Source organism: Fructilactobacillus sp. YLN 2507, assembly GCF_059614085.1.
The window spans coordinates 1,209,641-1,231,572 of sequence record NZ_CM184303.1 but is presented as its reverse complement, the minus strand read 5'-3'; the positions used below and the strand labels follow the sequence as shown (position 1 = coordinate 1,231,572).

Genomic DNA, 21,932 nt, shown 5'->3' with positions numbered 1-21,932 from the left:
TTATGATTTTTATTTTGGGAACTTTTTAGTTGCAAAAATATGGTCTAACTTTTTGTAATCATGAATAATTTCATAGTGGTGATTAGTTACATCATTCCAAACAAAAATAGCAGCAATTTTACCGATTAACCAGAAAATTTCATCATCAGAACTTTTTCGACTCAGAGCACTTAACATAATATTATTAACGGTATGCTGAAACTCCTGGTCATTTTTTTGCCGTTTTACAATATTGAGATGTTTTTTGATGATGTATTGATTGATAGTGGTAAAGGGCTTTGTTTTGAATCCTTCACTGGAAAAGACGGAGATACTTACCATGTTTTCGATACAGCAACGTAGTAATGCATATTTATCTTCAAAGTGCTGGTAAAAGGTATTACGATGAATCATGGCATTCTTTACGATTTCGGCTACCGTAATCTTAGAAAAACTTTTTTCTTCCAATAATTTGGTAAAACTTTTTGTAATCATTAAATTGGTTCGTTTTTTTCGTAAATCGGTCATTTTTGGATACTTCCTTTACAATGTATATTTAATGTGCATTGTAACATAAATATCCATTTGTTTTTTGCATGATAAGTTTAATAATAATTATATGTTGTTTTGAAGGGGGATAAAAAATGAAAAATTTGTTAAATAAACTCGGACAATGGGTTTTTAGAAATAAATGGAAAACCATTACTGCATGGGTATTAATGCTAGCAGTTATCGTGGGTTTTGCAGGCTCACTTGGTTCGAATTTTAGTCAAAGCTTAAAAATTTCAGGAATTCCATCTACTGATATTCAAAGTACGATTAAAAAAGAATTTCACCAAAACTTAAGAGCTGGAACAATGAAAGTAGTTGTTCAAGATAAACATGGTGATTTAACTAGTGAAGAATCACAAGCTAAGATTGAAAAAAAGATTAACAAAATTAAAAATAAAGATGGTATCAAAACAGTCCAAGATCCTTATGAAACAGAGACCATTAGTAATGATAAGACGACAGCTTATATAACCATTACCTTTAAAAATACGCCTTTGTCAGTCTCTGATAAAGATATTAACAATATTAAGCATCAATTTAATCAGCTTAAAAATGATAATATGAAGGTTGCTTATACTGGAACAGTTAATGTTGCTAACCTTAAACTCGGAGTTACTTCAGAAATTATTGGAATTTCACTAGGATTTATCCTATTGCTAGTTCTTTTTAGATCTTTTGTTTCCGCTGGTTTGCCAATTGTCAGTGCTTTGATAGGATTGATTACAGGGTTATTAACAATCGTAATTGGTACTAATATCTTTTCAATTACGGAAATTGCTAAGACCCTTTCAATTATGCTTAGTTTAGCAGTTGGAATTGATTATGCTTTATTTATTGTTCATCGTTATCGGACTGAATTGGAAAAAAACGATAATCAAGCAGAAGCAATGGGGAGGACACTTGCAAGTGCTGGAGCTTCAGTTCTTTTTGCTGGAGTAACAGTTATGATTGCGGTTGCGGGACTTAGTGTAGTGGGAATTGATTTCTTAACGCAAATGGGTCTTGCCGCCGCTGTAAGTGTATTTTTTGCAATTCTTGCGGCCCTTACTTTATTACCTGCTTTAATTTCATTAGGTAAAAGATTTATTTCTGCTAGTGATATTGATGAAAAAGATGCTGAAAAACCAGATAGTTTCTTTACTAAGACAATTATTGGTCATCCAATCATTTCTATTTTAATTTCGGTAATTGTATTAGCGGGTTTTGCTATTCCAGCTTCGCATATGCGTTTAGGAATGCCTTTTGATGGTCAATTAGCACAAAATAATACGAAACGTCAAGCATATGATATGTTGACAAGCAAATTTGGTGATGGAGTTGATTCACAATTAGTTGGAGTGATTAAACTTGATAAGCATGCTTCAGCAGCTAATAAGCAAAAAACAATTAACAAAATTACTGATAAAGTAAGTCATATGAAGAACGTTAAAAAGTTGGTTGAATTACCAAATGAAGAAAAGTTAAAACAATATCAAACACCAGAAGCTAAGGCTCAGGCTAAAGCACAAGGTGAAGTATATGTTAAACAACAAGTTATGGCAGCAATGATGGAAAATCCTAATTTAGATGCTGCCCAACAACAAGCTTTGGTTAAAAAAGCTACTGCTGAATATGAAGCTAAAGTTAAAGCACAAGTAATTAAAGAAGTCATGTCACCTGTTCAGATCAGTAAAGATGGTAAATATGCAATGTTTATTGTGGTACCTAAAACTGGCTCACAATCGATTAAGACAGAACAGTTGGCTAACCAAATTAAAGACTTAGGAAAACAGGATCAACATAGTGATCATACTGGAATTGTTTTAACTGGAATCAATGCAATTAATATTGACATTTCTAAAAAGTTAAATAATGCTACCCCAGTATTAGTTGGCTTAGTAATGTTACTTGCATTTGTGTTACTAATGATAGTTTTCAGATCAGTATTAATTCCATTGTTTGCGATGATTGGTTTTGGAATGTCACTAATGGCTGCTTTCGGATTAACGACTTTAGTGGTACAAGATGGTTTTATGAATTCACTTTTGAATATTCAAACTAGTGCTCCTGTACTTGCGTTCCTTCCTGTAATTGCTATCGGAATTTTGTTCGGATTATCTATGGATTATGAAGTATTCATGGTCTCGCGGATTCATGAAGAATATCAAAAGACTGGTGATAACAATGAAGCAGTTCGTGTAGGGTTGAAAAAGAGTGGCCCTGTGATTGTAACGGCTGCAATTATTATGATTTCAGTTTTTGGAAGCTTTATTATTCAAAGCGATCCAACCATTAAATCAATTGGAATTGTACTAGCATTTGGAGTGTTCTTCGATGCCTTCTTGGTTCGGTTGATTTTCGTGCCAGCTATGATTAAAATTTGTGGTAAGTATAATTGGAAAATTCCATTTATTGGGAAAAAATAAAATTAAAAAAGCATCCGTAGTGGTTTACGGATGCTTTTTTGTAGCCTAAAATGAAAATTAAATAACTAATTATGAAAAGGTAATTAACAATATGAATGAAAAATTAACTCAAGTACGTGCATATTCTCAAAAAATGATGGCTGGTGATTATTCTGGTCACGGTTTTGACCATATTGATCGGGTAATTAACATGACTTTGAAATTATTAACTACTGAACCGGCAAATGGGGAAATTGCGTTAACGGCTGCTTATTTACATGATGTGTTTGATGATAAGTTAACAGATGATGTTGCTGGTCGAAAAGCTGATGTGCGGCAAAAATTGATTGAATTTGGTTATGACCCAACTGAGATTGAACAAATTTTTGATATTATCGAACATATGTCATTTGCCGATAATTTGGAAAAGCATCAAGAGCTTTCCAAAGAGGGAAAGATTGTCCAAGATGCTGATCGGTTAGATGCAATTGGAGCAATTGGAATTGCTCGGACATTTGCGTATGGTGCAGTTCATGGTAATAAAATGTATGACCCTAAAATTAGACCACGTCGGAAAATGACAAGAGATAATTATCGTGATGAAAGTACCACAATCAATCATTTTTACGAAAAATTATTTAAGCTTGCTGATGAAATGAATACGCGAACGGCACAAACAATTGCTTATGAACGAAAGGTTTATATGCAACGATTCGTGGAAGAATTTAAGTCTGAATGGGACGAATTGTAATTTAATAATGTTTGAAGGTGATGTGATGACCAAGCAAATTGATAAAATCCATAATTACGTTAGTAAAATGATGCAAGGTGAGCAAACTGGCCATGGCTTTGATCATATTCAACGGGTAGTTAATAACGCTAAAAGAATTCTTCAAAATGAAACTGCTAATGCAGATGTGGTTTTAACGGCTGCTTATTTACATGATGTGTTTGATGATAAGTTAACGAATGATGTTGCCGGTCGAAAAGCTGATGTTTACCAAAAATTAGTTGAGTTTGAATATGATGAAATCGAAATTAATGAGATTTTTTACATCATTAGTCATATGTCATTTTCAGATAATTTAGAGCATCATTATGAGTTATCAATTGAAGGACAAATTGTTCAAGACGCTGATCGATTAGACGCTTTAGGAGCAATAGGAATTGCCCGTCTCTTTGCTTTTAGAGGAGTGCATCATTATCCTATGTATAATCCAAAAGAAAATCAAGTTAGCCATACAAAGGCTGAATATCGTCGTCCTCGAGCTACCATTAATCATTATGAAGAACGTTTGCAGGAAGTTATTAAACGGATTAATACCGATACGGCAAAAAAATTTGCCCAACATCGCTTTACCGTAGCTGAAGAATTCATTAAGCAATTTAAAACCGAATGGGAAAATAACTAGATTTAGGAGAGCATCGTGAAAAAAACAAATCAAATTTCGCTTGCCGGCATGATTATTGCCATTGGAATTGTTTATGGTGACATTGGAACTTCGCCACTATATGTTATGAATGCAATTATTGATGATGCAAAATCACCACTTAATATCACACCGGCTTATGTGACTGGCTCCATTTCACTGATTTTTTGGACATTAATGATTATCACTACTTTTAAATATGTTGTTTTAGCGATGAATGCAGATAATCATGGTGAAGGTGGGATTTTTTCGCTGTACGCGTTGGTAAAAAAGAACGCAAAATGGTTGATTATTCCAGCTTTAGTAGGAGGAGCGTCTATTTTAGCTGATGGGACTTTAACTCCTGCAGTGACCGTTACCTCAGCGGTAGAGGGACTGAAGACACAAAATTTGGGGATTAATCAACATGCAGTTTTAATAATTACGACCATTATTTTAATCATAATTTTTATGTCCCAACATTTTGGGACTGCCGTGATTGGAGGACTATTGGGGCCTATTATGATTATATGGTTTATTTTCTTAGGGGTTTTTGGGGTTATTAATATTTTTAGTTATCCCCAGATTATTCAGGCCTTAAATCCTTTAAAAGCGATTGAAACTTTATTTAGTCCTACTAATAAATCTGGAATCTTTATCCTTGGAAGTGTTTTTTTAGCAACGACTGGTGCTGAAGCTTTGTATTCTGACATGGGACATGTTGGTCGGGGAAACATTCGGATGACTTGGCCCATCGTTTACGCAGCGTTGACCTTAAATTATTTGGGCCAAGGTGCTTGGATTATTAATCATTATCAAAGTCAGAGCTTTGCCACCCATTTTACGACCATCAATCCTTTTTATGGAATGTTACCTAATTCATGGTTAATTTTTGGGACGATTATTGCTACTTTAGCTGCTATTATTGCCTCACAAGCACTGATTACAGGATCATTTACGTTAGTTTCTGAAGCAATTGGACTTAAATTACTGCCACGTATGATTATTAAGCATACGGGTAATACTAAGAGTCAAATTTACATTCCGATGGTTAATTGGATGCTTTGTGCAATCACTTTGAGTGTGGTTTGGTACTTTGGAAGTTCTGAAAAAATGGAAGCCGCTTATGGGCTAGCAATTACTGTTACAATGCTTATGACAACGATTTTGTTGGGTGAATATTTGAAAAATCGTTATGGTCGAAAAGTTTCCGTTCCAATTGAATTATTTTTTGGGTTAATTGAAATTGTATTCTTTATTGCTAGTATGATTAAATTTGTGCATGGTGGGTACGTTACTTTACTAATTATGTTTATTATTTTGTACGTGATGTGGGTTTGGTACTTTGGTAATAAAGCACGGGAACGTTATGATCAAGAAAGTGAGTACATTGATGTAACTAAGTATCGTGACCAACTTGAAGAACTTAGTGAAGATGAAAATATTCCAATGTATGCTACTAACTTAGTTTATATGACAAAAATGCATGATGGCTATCAAATTAAAAGAAATGTTATGTATTCAATTTTAGATGAAGATCCAAAGCGAGCCCAAGTTTATTGGTTTGTTTCTGTGAATGAGACCGATGTACCTTATGAAAGTAATTACACGGTTGATATGATGGGGACTGATAATATGGTTAACGTTCAGCTTTATCTAGGATTTAAGAAAAGTCAGCATATTAGTATTTATTTGCATCAAATTGTTGATAATTTATTACAACAAGGTGTTTTACAAAATCAAGTTCCTAGATACAGTACCGAAAAAGGGCGTAAAATTGGTAACTTTAAGTTTGTTATTATTAAAGAAATGCCAAATGACTTAGTCTTTAATAGCAGTATTAAACCACTTGACCGACGAATGATTCGAGAACGAATTTACATGCAAAATCTGACAGCTTCACCAATAAATTGGTTTGGTCTAGAATTTAGCGATGTCATTCAAGAAGTTTCACCACTTTTTATTTACAAAAAAGTTGATAATTATTTAGTGCAAAAGAAGATTGTTAATCGGCCGAAACCGACTGTTTATCAAATTAATCCTCTTAATCCAGATGATAAAGATTTTTAAGCTAAATAGGCAGAAATTTTAATTTCTGCTTTATTTATACAAAACATATGTTATATTTTACATATGACATATGTGAGGAGCACTTTATGAACTTTTCAGTCTTAACGTTAACTTTTATTGCGATTAATATTGATTTTTTTATCATGTTAATTTTTTTGTTACAACAATTTTCAACGATTAAAGTCATGATTGGATATGCTTTAGCCGTTTTCACTTTATTATTGATAGGTTTTTTAGTGGGAGACCTACTAGGTAAATTTTTGCCAGAATGGATTTTAGGAAGTTTAGGATTATTACCAATTTATATGGCATTTAAAGATGATGATGACGAAGAAACTAGTACGGTTTCTAAATCAGCAATTTATACCGTTTTTGTGACATACTTATCGGTTTGTACTGGATGCGTACTTTCAATTTTTGTGCCAATTTTAATCGGTAAAAGTTGGTTAGGGTTTGGCGAAGCAAGTGGTTATCTGCTATGCTTAACAGTGTTGATTGTTTTATTAGCTAAAGCGGTCGAAAGTAACATTTGGGTCCAACTCTTAATTGAAAAGCACGGAGAAATTTTGATGAAGATTTGTTATGCTTTAATTGGAGTTTACGTGTTATTTGATAGTGGGTTGTTTAGTCACTTAATTAAATTTTTGTAGGATGATGAGCTTTGAAAAACAGTTTTGATGATGAATTATTAGCAGAGACTACGAACATTTATAAAGTTTTGAGTAATCCGACACGGGTGAAATTACTTTATTTATTGGAATCAAATGAAATGACGGTAACGGAAATTGCGGATAAACTTGATTTGTCTCAATCAGTAGTTTCACATCAATTAGCCATTTTACGTGAGCATCAATTAATTTCGTTTAATAAATCTGGTAAGTATGTAAGTTACACACTTGATGATCCACACATTTTAAGTATTATTGAATTGACATTTGATCATGTGAGTCATGTGATTAAACATGAACCGCACCATTATAATTTTCGCTAAACTAAAATCCAACCTCACTTGAGATTGGATTTTTTGTTTATTAATAAGTTTCGACAATATCAGCAAATTTTCCGTGGACTAATTTAGCAATTGCTTCGGCATTAACCAAAACTGATCGACCAATTTGACCAGATGAAACAATAATATTACCTTGTTCTTTAGCACTCTTGTCAAAATAAATGGGATAGCCTTTTTTTTCGTAAATGCCGATAGGGGTATTGGCCCCATGCTCATAAGTTGTAGCTTGCACGAGATCTTTTAAAGGAATCATACCGACTTTTTTATTATCAGAAGCTTTGGCTAATTTTTTATAACTTAAGCGGGCATCTAACGGAACGACACCAATTAAGGGACCCTTCCCTTTAGCAGTTAAAGCAAGGGTTTTGTAAATTTGATGTTTCGGATAATCACCATCAGCAGTGTTAATTTGAGAAACATCGCCGTCTTGGTAAGTAGGGAAGATGACTTGTTGATAAGGAATGTTATGTTGATCTAAAATTTGTTCCACTAAAGTTTTATGGACTTTATTTTTTTTATGTGACATTTGTGAACACCTCTTATGATGATTTTAACATATTAAAAAATACTAATGACATTTAGTAACATCTAATGTACAATAAAATTGAATTTAATATTGGTTTTTATAGAAAAGGAGATTTTGCGGATGGCAGAAGCAAAAAAGAAGCATCATTTAATTGAATATGCTAATGGTAAATCATTAGATGAAATTAATGGTACTGTTGAAGTTCCAAAGAACATTGGATTTTGGAAGACATTACTAATGTATTCAGGTCCGGGTGCACTGGTTGCAGTTGGTTATATGGATCCCGGTAACTGGGCCACATCAATCACTGGGGGACAAAACTTCCAATACATGTTAATGTCTATCATCTTGATTTCAAGTTTGATTGCGATGTTATTACAATACATGGCAGCTAAACTTGGAATCGTGACCCAAATGGACTTAGCACAAGCAATTCGTGCTCGTACTAGTAAGAGTTTAGGAATTGTATTGTGGATTACAACTGAGTTAGCCATTATGGCTACTGATATTGCCGAAGTTATCGGGGGAGCCATTGCGCTTTACTTGTTATTCGGGATTCCAATTGTAATTGCCGTATTAATTACGGTTCTTGATGTTTTAGTCTTATTATTACTTACCTCAATTGGATTTAGAAAGATTGAAGCTTTAGTTGTAGCATTAATCTTGGTAATTTTCTTCGTATTTGCTTACGAAGTTGCTTTATCAAACCCTGATTGGATGGGAGTATTGAAAGGGTTAGTTCCAAGTATTGACACAGTTAAAGAAACTCCCGTTGTTCATGGGATGTCACCATTAACTGGATCACTTGGAATTATTGGGGCCACGGTTATGCCTCATAACTTATACCTTCACTCAGCTATTTCACAAACTAGAAAAGTTAATCATGATGACGATGAAGATGTTGCACGTGCGGTTAAATTCTCTGCTCTTGATTCAAACATTCAATTAACGATGGCATTCTTTGTTAATGCATTGTTATTAATCATGGGAGTTGCTGTATTTAAGTCAGGTACTGTTCAAGATACTTCGTTCTTTGGACTTTACCAAGCCCTTAAAGATCCTGCTTTTATGAGTAACGGAATTTTGGCTAGTGTTGCTAAAACTGGGGTTCTTTCAACTTTGTTTGCGGTTGCTTTATTGGCATCAGGACAAAACTCAACTATCACTGGTACTTTAACCGGTCAAGTGGTTATGGAAGGTTTTGTTCACATGAGAATGCCACTTTGGGCTCGTCGATTAGTAACGCGTTTATTATCAATTATCCCAGTTTTACTTTGTGTATTGATGACTGCTGGTGATTCAAAAATTGCGCAACATGCGGCGATGAATGACTTGATGGAAAATTCTCAAGTATTCTTAGCTTTTGCTTTACCATTTTCAATGCTTCCACTATTGATGTTTACTAATAGTGAAATTGAAATGCGTGGCAAACAATTTGCCAATGCTATGTGGATTAAAGTTGCAGGTTGGATTTCAGTTGTTACTTTAATTTTCTTGAACCTATACAATATGCCAAGTGCAGTTGCTGGATTCTTTGGAGATGATATTACAGCTAGCCAAACTCACATGGCCAATACGATTGCTTATGTTACTGACTTCTTAGTATTAGCTTTATTAGTTTGGGTACTTTATGACATCTACAAATCAAACAAAGCGTTTACTGAAGAAGAAAAGGTTGGAAAAACTAAATCTGAATAGTAAATAATTAAAAGGGATTTCCAATTCGTTGGGAATCCTTTTTTTGATTCTGATATACTTTAGATATTAATTAAGAACGGGGTATTAGTTCAGTGACTGATTTAGTATATAAAAAAGTAATGCAAAATTTAAAAGATCGAATTCGAGCTAATAGTTTTCACGATAATCGGTTACCTGATGAAAGAACTCTAAGTGAAGAACTTCAAGTTAGCCGAAGTTCGATTAAGCGAGCGTTAGGAATTTTAGCAGATGAAGGTGTCATTTTTAAAAAAAGGGGATCAGGAACCTTTGTGAATCCGTTATATTTGAAAAACAAATCAATTTTTCGATATGAGGGTTCAAATTTAGGAATTACAAATAACTTGAAAAAAGAAGGTTATAATCCGACAATCAAAGTTTTGGATTTTAAAGTAATTCCGGCACCACAAGAAGTAAAGGAAAGTTTGTTTTTGCATGATGAAGCCTTTGTTTACGAAATCAAACGATTACGTTTGCTAGATGAACAAGGAATTATTATTGAAACAAGTTATATTCCAATTAAAATTGCACCGGATTTAACCAAAGAAATTGTGAGCCATTCGTTATTTGACTATTTTGCTAAAGAATTGCACCATACTGGGACTAAATCATTTATGTCAATTGAAACGCAACCTTCCAATAAAAATGATCAGCAGCTACTAAACTTAAAACCTACAGAGCCAGTTGGCATTATGGAAGGGGTTTTCTTTCTTGATAATGGAACGCCATTTGAGATTTCCACAATGCGAATTCATTACCGATATTTTAGGTATAATACATTTGTTAACCTAGCAGATTAACGTTTTAGGAAAGCGGATACAATACTAGCAACAGCAGCATTTAAAATTGATACGTACCAATCTTCAAAAAGTTTGACTTTTTACAGAAAATTGTTAATATAGATTGTGTAGCTGAGTTGATTTCTCAACTCAATCATATTTAAAATCAGCCATTTGGTTGATGATTATCAAAAGGAGTGTTATTGCATGTCAGTAGATTACAATTCAAAAGAATACTTTGACAAAATGAAGCAATACTGGAACACTGCCAACTACCTTTCAGTTGGTCAATTGTTCTTACGTGCCAATCCTTTATTGAAGAAGCCTTTGACTTCTGAAGATGTAAAGGTTAAACCAATCGGACATTGGGGTACTATTTCATCACAAAACTTTATTTACACTCATTTAAACCGTGTAATTAACAAGTATGACTTAAACATGTTCTATATCGAAGGTTCAGGTCATGGTGGTCAAGTAATGGTTTCTAATTCATACATGGATGGAAGCTATTCAGAAATTTATCCAGAAATTACTGCTGATGAAGCAGGTATGGCTAAGTTATTCAAACAATTCTCATTCCCAGGTGGTATTGCATCTCATGCTGCCCCTGAAACACCGGGTTCAATTCATGAAGGTGGAGAATTAGGTTACTCACTTTCTCACGGTGTTGGTGCTATCTTAGATAACCCCGACGTAATTGCCGCTGTTGAAATTGGTGATGGTGAAGCTGAAACTGGTCCTTTAGCTGGATCATGGTTCTCAAGCTCATTCATCAATCCTGTTACTGATGGTGCTGCACTTCCAATCATTAACTTAAATGGTTTCAAGATTGCTAACCCAACTATTTTCAACCGTACTTCTGACGAAGACTTACGTAAGTACTTTGAAGGTTTAGGTTGGAAACCTTACTTTGTTGAAACTAATGAACCTCATGGTACTGACGTTGACGAAACTAACGTTAACTTAGCTAAAGCTATGGATTCAGCTATTGAAGACATCTTAGCAATTCAAAAGAACGCTCGTGAAAACGAAACTGCTGAAACTGCTACTCGTCCACAATGGCCAATGATCATTTTCCGTTCACCAAAAGGTTGGACTGGTCCAGAATACAACGCTGAAGGTCTTCCTATCGAAGGTTCATTCCGTGCCCATCAAGTTCCACTACCTCTATCTGCAGATGATATGGGTACTGCTGATGAATTTGTTAAATGGATGGAAAGTTACAAACCAGAAGAATCATTTAACGAAGACGGTAGCCTTAAAGATTACCTTAAGGAATTAGCTCCTAAGGGTGACAAACGTATGTCAACTAACCCTATTACTAATGGTGGAATTAATCCTAAACCATTGGATTTACCTGATTATCGTGATTACGCTTTAAACGTTGAAACTCCAGGTCAAATGGAAGCAATGGATATGGTTGTATGGTCAGGCTGGGTTCGTGATACGATGAAGAAAAACCCTAATAATTTCCGTGCCTTTGGTCCTGATGAAACATGGTCAAATAGAATTTGGGATGTTTTCGAAGTTACTAACCGTCAATGGGAACGTAGAATCGATGATCCATTTGATGCTCATATGGCCCACTATGGTCGTGTTATTGATTCACAATTATCAGAACATGATGATGAAGGTTGGCTAGAAGGTTACGTCTTAACTGGCCGTCATGGTTTCTTTGCTACTTATGAAGCATTTGGTCGAGTTGTGGATTCAATGCTTACTCAACACTTCAAGTGGTTAAGAAAAGCTGCTGAAATGGAATGGAGAAACCAATATCCTTCATTGAACTTTATTGATTCTTCAACTGTATTCCAACAAGATCACAATGGTTACACTCATCAAGATCCAGGTCTTATCAACCATCTTGCTGAAAAGAAACCAGAATTTATCCGTGAATACTTCCCAGCTGATGCTAACACATTATTAGCTGTTTCAGATGTAGCTTTCTCAGACTACGAAAAGATTAATTTAATTACTACTTCAAAACACCCTCGTCCACAATGGTTCAACATTGACGAAGCTTCAAACCTTGTTAAAAATGGTTTAGGTTACGTTGACTGGGCTTCTACAGACCAAGGTGCAAAACCTGATATCGTTATTGCTACTGCTGGGGTTGAACCAACTCTTGAAGCATTAGCTGCTGTATCAATCTTACACAAACGTTTCCCAGAAATGAAGATTCGTTTCATTAACGTTGTTGACTTGTTGAAATTACGTAATCCTAAGTTTGACCCTCGTGGTTTAAGTGATGAAGACTTTAACAACTTGTTTACTACAGATACACCAATCTTATTCGCATTCCACGGTTTCGAAGATATCATCAGAACTATCTTCTTTGATCGTGACAACAAGAATGTTGATGTGCATGGTTACCGTGAAAATGGTGATATTACTACTCCATTTGACATGCGTGTCCTTAACCAACTTGATCGTTTTGACTTGGCTAAAGATATTGTTAAAGATATCCCTGGTTTAGCTGAAAATAACATGGACTTCATTCAAGAAATGAATGATATGATTGACAAGCATAATCACTACATTAGAACTGAAGGTACTGATTTACCAGAAGTTACTAACTGGAAATGGGAACCACTTAACAAATAATTTAATTATTTGTTATAACGAAAAAGAGAACTCCTTTGAGTTCTCTTTTTTTGTGCTTTTAAAACAGCATTTCTGGAGGAAGTGGTGCAGTGACTTTTAGTGGGTTTCGATAAAAAGGAGTTTCCATCGTTACTTTCCAGGAATGTAATAACATTGGTTTTTGAAAATTGGTTTTATCATCATAAAGCGGATCGTTGACAATTGGATGATTTAAACTAGCTAGATGCACGCGAATTTGGTGCGTTCGTCCAGTTTCTAGTTGAACCTGAAGCAAAGCTTTATTATTAAGTTGTTTAACAACCTGATAATGAGTAACAGCTCGCTTGGCATCTGCACCGTTAATTTTTCGTTTTCGTTGATCAGTTAAATCACGTCCAATTGGCAAATTAATGCTACCTTGGGTTTGGGAAAATCTTCCTTGAACCCAAGCTAAATATGTCCGTTGAATGTCTTTATCTTTAATTAAGCGTGTCAAAATTGGAACTACTACGGGATTTTTGGCAATGATTAGGGCACCGCTAGTTTGTTGATCAAGGCGATGGACAATGTAAGGAGCTTTTGGGGCTAAATAGTTTGCTGCGTAGTTTAAAGTTGCATGAGTTTCACCTGGCTGATTAGCATGAGTTTTATCCCCTCGATCTTTATTGACAATCATAAAATCTGTGTTTTCCCACAGTACCTTTATTGGCTTAGTTCTATCAATAATCACTGGCTGATGAGGGGTGGTAAAGTCTTCATCCACAAAGGTTAAACTGACTTGATCTGCGGCATTAATTTTAAAATTCATCGGTAAATATTTTTGATTAACGGTGACTCGGTAGTTAGTTCTTAAGGAAAAAATTAGGTGCTTTGGTAACAATAAGTAGTTACTTAAATAAGTTCTAATTGATTGATGATCATAGCTATTTGGGACAGTTAATTGGTAATGATAGGTTGACATACTTTTCTCCAAATAAAAAAGTCCACCAGTTGATGGGCTTTTTTAGTAATTATTTAACAATTAAAACATCTGGTTTAGCAGTTCTAATGACATAGTTAGTAACAGAACCAACCACTAAACGTTCTACCGCTGAAAGGCCAGTTGCACCAATTACGATTAAATCATCATGGTGGTCACTTGGAAATTCTTGTGCAATAATCTTTTTAGGATTACCAAACCGCATGTGAATTGAAACATCAGTTAAGCCTTGTTTAATTGCAGTTTGTTTTAAAGTTTCTAGAATTTCTTTAGTTTGATCAGTTAATTTATAAACGGTGTCGGCTGAAACTGCATTACCATAGTTACGATTGAATTGAGTAACTTGGATAACGTTTAAAATATCTAAATGACTATTATTTTGTTTTGCAAGTTCAATTGCTCTATCTAATACGGGCATCGTATCTTCTCCACCGTCAACAGGAGCTAAAATACGTTCATAATTCTTTGCCATTTCGATCACCTCATAATTTCTGTTTCTTTCATTATACCATTTTTCTAGAAGAGCTATAAGCATTTTACTTTGAAGCTAAATACTTTTATGAAAGCATTTAAACACGAATTATATTTAAAAATATTTATCATTTTTAAGTTTTTTGTTGACATTTTTGCTATGAAATGATTAAATGATAACAACATAAAAGGAAAGGAATTTAGATGATGAAACAATTTACCTCACTAAAAGTAAATTATAGTATTTTAGTCTCTGCGTTAATTACGGTCATTAAGTAGCCACTCGTATTGTGTTTGGATGCGGGTGGAAATCACTCGTATCTATGCAGAGGTAATTTATTCACTCAGCTAGATACATTGACAATTCAATGTTTGTTTAACTGAGTCGCTAATTTGTTTAAATTTTTTTGTCGAATTTAAAAAGAGCTCATTAAACAAGCAATTGTTGATGAGCTCTTTTTAATTAATTGTACATAAATAGGAGGAAAAATTATGAAGTATGGAATTATTGGTGCAGGAGCAATGGGATATCGTTATGGAGTACTTTTGCAAGAAAACGCAAATGTTGATGTTGATTTTATTGATACTTGGGAACCAAATGTAGAAAAGGTTCGAGAACAAGGTGGCGTTGAGGTTTCTCGGGATCACAAAGATAAACACTTAGTTCCAATTAATATCTATTATCCAGAAGAATACAAAGGTCATCCTGATGTGTGGATTATTTTCAAAAAACAAATGCAACTTGATGAAGAGTTAAAACGAGATGCTAAATCTGGACTTTTTCATCCAGACCAATATGCTTTTTCAGCCATGAACGGATTAGGTCATTTTGAAAAAATTGAACAGTATTTTGACAAAGATAAAATGGTTGCTGGAACTGCTATGATTGCAACGGTACTTAATGGACCTGGAAATGTTGATTTTATGGGTCCCAAAAATGGAGAAGCAATGCACATGGCACCTTATAATGATAAAAAACCAGATGTCAAAATGGAACAAATGTATGAAGATTTTAAAAAGGCAACTCTTGGACCAGAAATGGCTTCTAACTGGTTAGGGATGTGTATGACAAAGGTTTCCTTTAATGCTGTTTGTAACACACTTTGTACGATGTTTGAAATTAATATGGGTCAATTTGGTGAATATGAAGGTGCTGAGGCCATGTCACGGCAACTATTTAATGAAGCTCATGATGCTTGTGAACGAGCTGGAATTAAGATGATTGAGAATCGCCAACAACAAGTGCAAAGTGTGTTGGATTCTTGTAAAAAGTTAAAATTCCATTATCCCTCAATGTACCAAGATTTTTCAAAGGGACGTCCTACAGAAGTTGATTACATTAATGGTTACATTGCGAAAGTTGGAAGAGATAACGATTATGTTTGTCGTACCCATGAGTTTGTAACTCATCAAGTTCACCTTGCTGAACAAATGCGTCAATACCACCAACATTAGAAAACGAGGAGTTAATTATGACATTCAGATATTCAAATAGCGTACCGAAAAGTAACGAAAATGCTACTACTGACATTTTAAAAGCTGCGGCTGACCCAAAAGTAATTTCTTTTGCGGGTGGGTTACCAGCTGCTGAGCTTTTTCCAGTTGAACAAATGAAAGCGGCGTCCGATAAGGTTTTTGATTTATATGGCCATGAAGTTTTACAATATGCAGGAACTTTAGGGTATCCTGGATTACGCAAAGAAATTGTGAAGTTAATGAAAGATCGTGATGTTGAGACTACCGTTGATAACATTGCTGTTTCCACTGGATCACAACAAGCAATTGATTTAGTAGCACGAATGTTGATTAATCCAGGTGATGTGGTCATTACTGAGGATCCAACTTATTTAGCTGCAATTGATGTATTTAAGTCATACGGGGCTAAGATGGTTGGCGTTCCAATGGATGAAGATGGAATTAAAACTGATGCGTTAGCAGAAACCGTAAAAAAATATCCAGAAGCTAAGTTTATTTATACCATTCCTAACTTCCAAAACCCAACTGGAAGAACGATGGCCGTGGAACGGCGTAAAGAATTAGTTCGAATTGCGAATGAAGCTGATATTCCAGTTTTGGAAGATGATCCTTATGGTGCAATTCGTTACGCTGGGGAATTTTTACCTTCCCTGAAACATTATGATACTGATGGTCGAGTGATTTACTTAAGCTCATTCTCAAAAATCTTAGCGCCTGGGATGCGATTAGGTTGGTTAGTGGCTAATCAAGATTTCATGGATAAGTTTACTTTATTAGCCCAAAATGCTGATTTGCATGCAGATAATTTAACTCAGTACATTGCTGCTCAATTCTTACAAGATGTTGACATAAATGAGCATATTAAGAAAATTACGGATGTTTACGAGCATCGGGCTAACTTAATGTTGCAAGAAATCGACAATCAATTCCCGGAAAATGTCCATCATAGTATTCCACAAGGAGGAATGTTTATCTGGGTCGAAGTTCCAGGTGTTGATACTAAACAGTTATTTGATGAATGTATTAAACATAATGTGGCATTTGTTCCAGGGTCTGCCTTCTTTGCAAACGAAGAACAACCTGGAACCTTCCGAATGAACTTCTCTAACATGAACGATGAACAAATTGTTGAAGGAGTTAAACGGATGGGTGAAGCAATTAAAGCAGTGCAAAATCGATAGGAATTAAAAGGGAGCTCATATGATGGGATCTCTTTTTAATTTTCATAAATTGTGCATTGAAATTGGTAACATCAGCAAATTTTCGCTATACTAAACTCAGAGGATGATTATTTATGAAAACAATTAAAATGATAATTTGGTCAACAATTTCATTACTAATGTTTTTGGTTTTAAACTACATCATGCATTTGCCAGCAATTGGTATGCAATCTAGCGACTTAATGCGAACTAATTTGATGGCCATTGGGTTATTTGGTATTCCGCTATTATTAACCGTTTTTCGACTAAGGGTAGGCTTTTATTTCTTGGCTCTGGTGCAATTAATTTATTCCATCGGTTATCTTAGTGCGGCTTATCAAGTTATTATTCTAAGTAGTGCTCATTGGATTAGCAAAATTGCGGTTATAGTAGTGATTGTCATTGCTTTATCAATTAATGTATATTGGTTTACGTTAGCTTGGAAATTTAGAAAAGCAACTACTAAGGCCCGAACCGAACGTTATATGAAATATAGAAAATAGGTAGGTAAAAAATGAAAATTGAAGAAGCAGATTTTATTACTGAAACAGAAGCGACTGAATATGCCATTAAAAACTTTGAAACGACACTAATAGAATTAAAAAAAAATCCAGCTCAAGTATTACAACCGATGTGTGATTTTATTGAAGCAGGAATTAATTCCGATAAAATTAGTAGTGCAGAATTATTTTTGCCAAAGAATGAAATAACAATTAAGTTACAAACTTCAATCATTAATTTGCCATTAGAATATGCAAAAAACATTAACAAAATTATGGTGGGAGAAGGGGTTGTTCCTGTGAATGTCTACATGATTATTGCTTCTCCAATGATTAATAAATCCAAAATGCGAATTGATGAATTAGCCTTATCTGATGAATTTATTAATAATTTGCCGGACATGGTTAGTCAATTTGCCAATTGGACGAGGCTCCAACTTGACCAAATTGAAGCACACGAAGTCGAAAAAGCTGATGAAAAAAACGATGAGGATGCTGAATAGCTATTTTAAGTTAGCTGTGGTATAATGTTTATATGCGAAGAGCCGGAATAAGCATAGCTTATTTTTTTGCTAGGGACCATGTTTTCCACCGTATTGTGGATGGTTTGATTAGATAGACGATGTGAACGTCCCTGATCCGTTTGAAGTTATTCAAATGCCTACAAAAAAGAGGATTGACATTTATGTCAGTCCTCTTTTTTTGGTTTAAATTATTTATTGTAATTAGTCCTAGTTAATCCCATGTAATAAGCATCATGATAACTTCCCATGGCATAAAATTGATCTTTGATGGTTCCTTCAGTTTCAAAGCCCAATTTTTTATAGATATGCACGGCAGTTGCATTTTCGACATCAACATATAGATATAATTTGTGCATATTGTAAATTTGAAACATGCGGTCAATCATTTGTTGAAAAGCCACTTGGGCATAACCGTGTCCCTGCTGCTTGTCTAACATTGTGATTTCAATTTCACCCACTCGTGCAATTTGATCAATGTCAATCACTTCGACTAGCCCAACTTTGATTTGGCGTTCAGCCATCCCAGATTCGGTCACGTTGATGGTCATACTAACCACGTCATCGGCTTTAATATGAGTATCAATGAATTGGGTTAGTTCGTCTTCATTAGCAAAGGGTGGTTGAAACCAGTAACGTAACGTGGAAGACTGTAAGAATAGACTCTTGATTAAGGACTCATCTTCGGTATCTTTACTTAGTGGTAATAAATTGACTTGGTTTTTCAGCATAAGTTCTCCTATTTAACTAAATAAACTTGATCTTGAATTAGATCAAAGTGGGGGTAGTATTGGTTTAATTTATTAATTTCAGGATTTTTTTCAAATTCAGCATTTTGCCAAAATACTTTGGAATTCGTAGCACCATCTTTTTCCCCGATGACAATTAATTGAACTTGGTTACCATCACTTCGAATGGCTTCTAATAATTCATTATCAACCGGAACCCCATCAGGTGACCAGCACATCAAAATGTAATCAATTTGATCTTTGTATTTGTGGTAAGCCTCTAAGGCCGAAAGTTTTTCAATCGGAACTAATTGATGTTTGCCAGTTTCATTTTCCGTTTGCCAGGCTAAACTATCAGTGGTAATCACGTTGGCACCATGGTCTTTTAACCCCTTTGAAATATAACCATTTCCAGCCATTACTTCAAGCGTCCGTTTCCCAGCTAAAAATTTAGCAAGCTGATTAGTGAATGCAGAGGAAATATAAGCCCACATGCCATATTGTTCCTCTAAATAGTCTCGGAAATTACGAAGTTTTTGGTCTAATTTTGGTAAGTCACTAGATAATTGATTCCATTCAGCATCGCCCTTGGCATCATTCATGGGATACTTTTCGTTAATTTTTTGATAAATTTTGTCTTGAATATTGTCAGGTAATTGTAGGTTAGGTAAGTCTTGAGGAAGCTGTTTTAAGGATAATAAATGATCAGCCATCAATGCGTGATTAAGCAAAAACTTAATTTCAGGGTAATCATTAAATTCACTTCGAAATTGATTTAAACTTTGAATATAAGGTGGGATGGTCTGCTTAATTTGTCTATTTTTCTTCATTTTTTTTATTAATTTTTTACGATTCATAAACCTAACTCCTAATAACCGAGATCTAATTCTTCTTGATGATCAAGACCATTAGCTTTTCGTTTCTTTTTACCATGAAGATAACCATCAATTAATTGATAAATTTCGTAACGATCTCCACCACTAATTGGTTGATCATTGAAATATAATTCGGTTCCAGAAATAAATAATTTTGAGATATCAATATTTTCGCTGTCAACCCGACCACTGATGTAGTCCATGGAAACATTGAAATAGGTAGCAAGCTTTCGTACTTCAATGTAGGATGGATTTCTAATCCCACGTTCCCAATTTCCAATCTGGGAAGCAGTGTTTTCATGGGCTTCATCAGTAGCAAACATTTTGTTTAATTCATCAGCCAATTCTGCTAAGGTGATGTGGCGACCACTCCGCAAGGCTTTTAATCTTTCTGGGAACATACCAACTCTCCTTCATGTATAACATCATATAGTTTTATTATAACCTAATTATAGGTCAAAAGAGAGCGTCTGCTTCGTTTTAAAATGATGATTTAAATGGTATGATAAATATATCTGAAAAAATGAATAAAAAATAAAAATAAGAAAGGAGGAATGCTTAATGCAAATCCTTTTAATTGCTCTTGTGTGTTTAGTAATTAGTGGAATGCTTGGCTATATTTTACAAAATAAAAAATTTAATCAAGTTCTTTCTAGTGCTGAAAAACAAGCTGAATCAATTGTTAAGCACAATCAAACTAAAATTAAAGATGCTGTTACCGAAATTAAAACAGTAACCCAAACCGAGATTGAACAAATGCAAGTTGAAGAAGAATTGGAATTTACTGAACAAAAGTCGGAGAATGAAGCTCGTAGTAGCCGACTTGATGTTCGTGAAAAAAGTTTAGTAGGGTTTGAAACGCGGTTAAATAAAATCCAACAAGTGTTGTCTAATCATCAAGTGGAATTACAAACGATGCAACAGCAGCTTAAAGAAACAAAGCAACAAGCACGTGATTTAAAGCAAGTTCGTCGGAATACTATTTACGAAAAGGGTAGGTTAACTCCTAAACAAGCAGAACAACTAGTATTAAATAATACAGAAACAACTTTAGATCGTGATTACGAAGTGACCGTCCGAGAAAATCATGATGATATGGTATTAAATGCGGCTAAAGTTGCACGAAATTTAATGATGGAGTCTATTCAAAGTGGGGTTCATGATGTTCCTCGTGAACACATTGAGCGTAACATTGTGATTCCAGATGTAGGAATTCGAAATAAAATCACTGGTCATGACGAGCAACGTTTGCGTTTAATTGAATCATTAACGGGGGTAGATTTGATTTTTCACCCTGAACATGAAGAAATTTTAATCATTAACACCAACGACCCTATTCGACGCGAAATCGTTCGAAAGGCAATTAATGAATTAATTATGGCTCGGTCATTAAATAGTGGCATCATTGAGAATATAATTGCAGATACGCAGCACCATGTGATGGATAATTTACGCATTTTTGGTGAAGAAACTTGTGCTAATTTGCATCTTGGCTGGGTTCATCCTGATTTAATGAAAATTTTAGGTCGCTTAAAATATCGAACAAGTTATGGGCAAAATGTTTTACAACATTCGGTAGAGGTAGCTGAATTATGTGGTACGATGGCTGCTGAACTGGGATTAAATGTACGCTTAGCTAAACGGGCAGGAATGTTTCATGATATTGGAAAAGCAATTGATCGTGAAGTTAACGGGACCCATGTTGAACTTGGAGTTAAGTTAGCTAAGGCTTATGGAGAAGATCCCGTCGTGATTAACGCAATAGCAGCTTCACATGGAGATCTTGAAACTGACAATTTGATTTCAATTTTGGTTAAAGTAGCTGATTCAATGTCAGGTGCGCGTCCTGGTGCTCGGAGTGAATCTGTTGAAGAATATATTAATCGTTTGAAAGGATTGGAACGAATTGCTAATTCTCATCCAGGGGTTAATGAAAGCTATGCCATTCAAGCTGGTCGAGAAATTCGAATTATTGTTAATCCAAAAGTAGTCGATGATAAAATGAGTCAAAAAATTACTGAAGAGGTTTGCGAACAAGTTGAAAATGAACTTACGTATCCTGGTAAAATTAAAGTCACCACGATTCGGAGATTGTCTGCTGTCGAATATGTCGGTGGTAAACCAGCTCCTAAGAAAAAACATGTTAGTTAATAAAAAAGGAATTCCAAATTTTTTA

The 21,932-nt window shown here is 34.7% G+C and carries 21 protein-coding genes; 14 read left to right on the top strand and 7 right to left on the bottom strand.

Annotation, left to right across the window (positions count from 1 at the left end):
• Positions 1-9: 9 nt before the first annotated feature.
• On the bottom strand, positions 10-507 hold the full coding sequence (locus AC0GLY_RS06385; protein ID WP_496611338.1) for a TetR family transcriptional regulator: 498 nt from the start codon (positions 505-507) through the stop codon (positions 10-12).
• 116 nt (positions 508-623) lie between these two features.
• Here AC0GLY_RS06385 and AC0GLY_RS06380 point away from each other — a divergent pair, with 116 nt between their 5' ends.
• The 6 genes from AC0GLY_RS06380 (at position 624) to AC0GLY_RS06355 (ending at position 7,385) form a co-directional block, all read left to right on the top strand.
• Positions 624-2,936, top strand: a complete 2,313-nt coding sequence (locus AC0GLY_RS06380) for an MMPL family transporter (protein WP_496611337.1) — start codon at positions 624-626, stop codon at positions 2,934-2,936.
• Between the two features lie 91 nt (positions 2,937-3,027).
• A complete protein-coding gene (locus tag AC0GLY_RS06375; RefSeq protein WP_496611336.1) occupies positions 3,028-3,666 on the top strand; it encodes an HD domain-containing protein in 639 nt (212 codons plus the stop codon).
• A gap of 25 nt (positions 3,667-3,691) precedes the next feature.
• On the top strand, positions 3,692-4,327 hold the full coding sequence (locus tag AC0GLY_RS06370) for an HD domain-containing protein (RefSeq protein WP_496611335.1): 636 nt from the start codon (positions 3,692-3,694) through the stop codon (positions 4,325-4,327).
• Positions 4,328-4,339: 12 nt separating this feature from the next.
• Positions 4,340-6,394: a KUP/HAK/KT family potassium transporter gene (locus tag AC0GLY_RS06365; protein ID WP_496612268.1), complete on the top strand. Its 2,055-nt coding sequence runs from the start codon at positions 4,340-4,342 to the stop codon at positions 6,392-6,394.
• Between the two features lie 86 nt (positions 6,395-6,480).
• The gene (locus AC0GLY_RS06360; RefSeq protein WP_496611334.1) at positions 6,481-7,044 is read left to right on the top strand and encodes a cadmium resistance transporter; all 564 of its coding nucleotides are present in this window, start codon (positions 6,481-6,483) and stop codon (positions 7,042-7,044) included.
• An 11-nt stretch (positions 7,045-7,055) separates the two neighbouring features.
• Positions 7,056-7,385, top strand: a complete 330-nt coding sequence (locus AC0GLY_RS06355) for an ArsR/SmtB family transcription factor (RefSeq protein ID WP_496611333.1) — start codon at positions 7,056-7,058, stop codon at positions 7,383-7,385.
• Positions 7,386-7,425: 40 nt separating this feature from the next.
• Here AC0GLY_RS06355 and AC0GLY_RS06350 read toward each other — a convergent pair whose 3' ends face one another.
• Complete coding sequence (locus tag AC0GLY_RS06350) at positions 7,426-7,929, bottom strand: aminoacyl-tRNA deacylase (RefSeq protein ID WP_496611332.1); 504 nt, start codon at positions 7,927-7,929, stop codon at positions 7,426-7,428.
• Between the two features lie 120 nt (positions 7,930-8,049).
• Here AC0GLY_RS06350 and AC0GLY_RS06345 point away from each other — a divergent pair, with 120 nt between their 5' ends.
• From AC0GLY_RS06345 to AC0GLY_RS06335, 3 genes are all read left to right on the top strand, one after another.
• A complete protein-coding gene (locus tag AC0GLY_RS06345; RefSeq protein ID WP_496611331.1) occupies positions 8,050-9,627 on the top strand; it encodes an Nramp family divalent metal transporter in 1,578 nt (525 codons plus the stop codon).
• Between the two features lie 92 nt (positions 9,628-9,719).
• Complete coding sequence (locus tag AC0GLY_RS06340; RefSeq protein WP_496611330.1) at positions 9,720-10,445, top strand: GntR family transcriptional regulator; 726 nt, start codon at positions 9,720-9,722, stop codon at positions 10,443-10,445.
• A 186-nt stretch (positions 10,446-10,631) separates the two neighbouring features.
• Positions 10,632-13,028 (top strand): phosphoketolase family protein, encoded by a 2,397-nt coding sequence (locus AC0GLY_RS06335; RefSeq protein WP_496611329.1) that lies wholly within the window; start codon positions 10,632-10,634, stop codon positions 13,026-13,028.
• 58 nt (positions 13,029-13,086) lie between these two features.
• Here AC0GLY_RS06335 and AC0GLY_RS06330 read toward each other — a convergent pair whose 3' ends face one another.
• Together AC0GLY_RS06330 and AC0GLY_RS06325 are read right to left on the bottom strand one after the other, a co-directional pair.
• On the bottom strand, positions 13,087-13,968 hold the full coding sequence (locus AC0GLY_RS06330) for an RluA family pseudouridine synthase (protein ID WP_496611328.1): 882 nt from the start codon (positions 13,966-13,968) through the stop codon (positions 13,087-13,089).
• A gap of 49 nt (positions 13,969-14,017) precedes the next feature.
• Entirely contained in the window at positions 14,018-14,458 is a 441-nt protein-coding gene (locus AC0GLY_RS06325; protein ID WP_496611327.1) for a universal stress protein, read from the bottom strand.
• A 491-nt stretch (positions 14,459-14,949) separates the two neighbouring features.
• Between AC0GLY_RS06325 and AC0GLY_RS06320 the strand changes: the two genes are divergently transcribed.
• From AC0GLY_RS06320 to AC0GLY_RS06305, 4 genes are all read left to right on the top strand, one after another.
• Positions 14,950-15,912 carry a ketopantoate reductase family protein gene (locus tag AC0GLY_RS06320; protein WP_496611326.1) on the top strand — a complete coding sequence of 321 codons (963 nt, stop codon included), beginning with the start codon at positions 14,950-14,952 and terminating at the stop codon, positions 15,910-15,912.
• Between the two features lie 17 nt (positions 15,913-15,929).
• Positions 15,930-17,114: an aminotransferase-like domain-containing protein gene (locus tag AC0GLY_RS06315; protein ID WP_496611325.1), complete on the top strand. Its 1,185-nt coding sequence runs from the start codon at positions 15,930-15,932 to the stop codon at positions 17,112-17,114.
• Positions 17,115-17,227: 113 nt separating this feature from the next.
• Positions 17,228-17,635, top strand: coding sequence for a hypothetical protein (locus AC0GLY_RS06310; protein ID WP_496611324.1), 408 nt, complete (start codon positions 17,228-17,230; stop codon positions 17,633-17,635).
• 11 nt (positions 17,636-17,646) lie between these two features.
• Positions 17,647-18,135: a hypothetical protein gene (locus tag AC0GLY_RS06305; protein WP_496611323.1), complete on the top strand. Its 489-nt coding sequence runs from the start codon at positions 17,647-17,649 to the stop codon at positions 18,133-18,135.
• A 209-nt stretch (positions 18,136-18,344) separates the two neighbouring features.
• On the opposite strand, the gene AC0GLY_RS06300 is transcribed toward AC0GLY_RS06305, so the two are convergent.
• The 3 genes from AC0GLY_RS06300 to AC0GLY_RS06290 are packed head-to-tail and all read right to left on the bottom strand — an operon-like array spanning position 18,345 to position 20,157.
• Positions 18,345-18,884 carry a GNAT family N-acetyltransferase gene (locus tag AC0GLY_RS06300; protein ID WP_496611322.1) on the bottom strand — a complete coding sequence of 180 codons (540 nt, stop codon included), beginning with the start codon at positions 18,882-18,884 and terminating at the stop codon, positions 18,345-18,347.
• An 8-nt stretch (positions 18,885-18,892) separates the two neighbouring features.
• Positions 18,893-19,738: an SAM-dependent methyltransferase gene (locus AC0GLY_RS06295; protein ID WP_496611321.1), complete on the bottom strand. Its 846-nt coding sequence runs from the start codon at positions 19,736-19,738 to the stop codon at positions 18,893-18,895.
• Between the two features lie 11 nt (positions 19,739-19,749).
• Entirely contained in the window at positions 19,750-20,157 is a 408-nt protein-coding gene (locus AC0GLY_RS06290) for a helix-turn-helix domain-containing protein (RefSeq protein WP_496611320.1), read from the bottom strand.
• 160 nt (positions 20,158-20,317) lie between these two features.
• Between AC0GLY_RS06290 and rny the strand changes: the two genes are divergently transcribed.
• Positions 20,318-21,907 carry a ribonuclease Y gene (gene rny / locus AC0GLY_RS06285; RefSeq protein ID WP_496611319.1) on the top strand — a complete coding sequence of 530 codons (1,590 nt, stop codon included), beginning with the start codon at positions 20,318-20,320 and terminating at the stop codon, positions 21,905-21,907.
• The last annotated feature ends 25 nt before the right edge of the window (positions 21,908-21,932 follow it).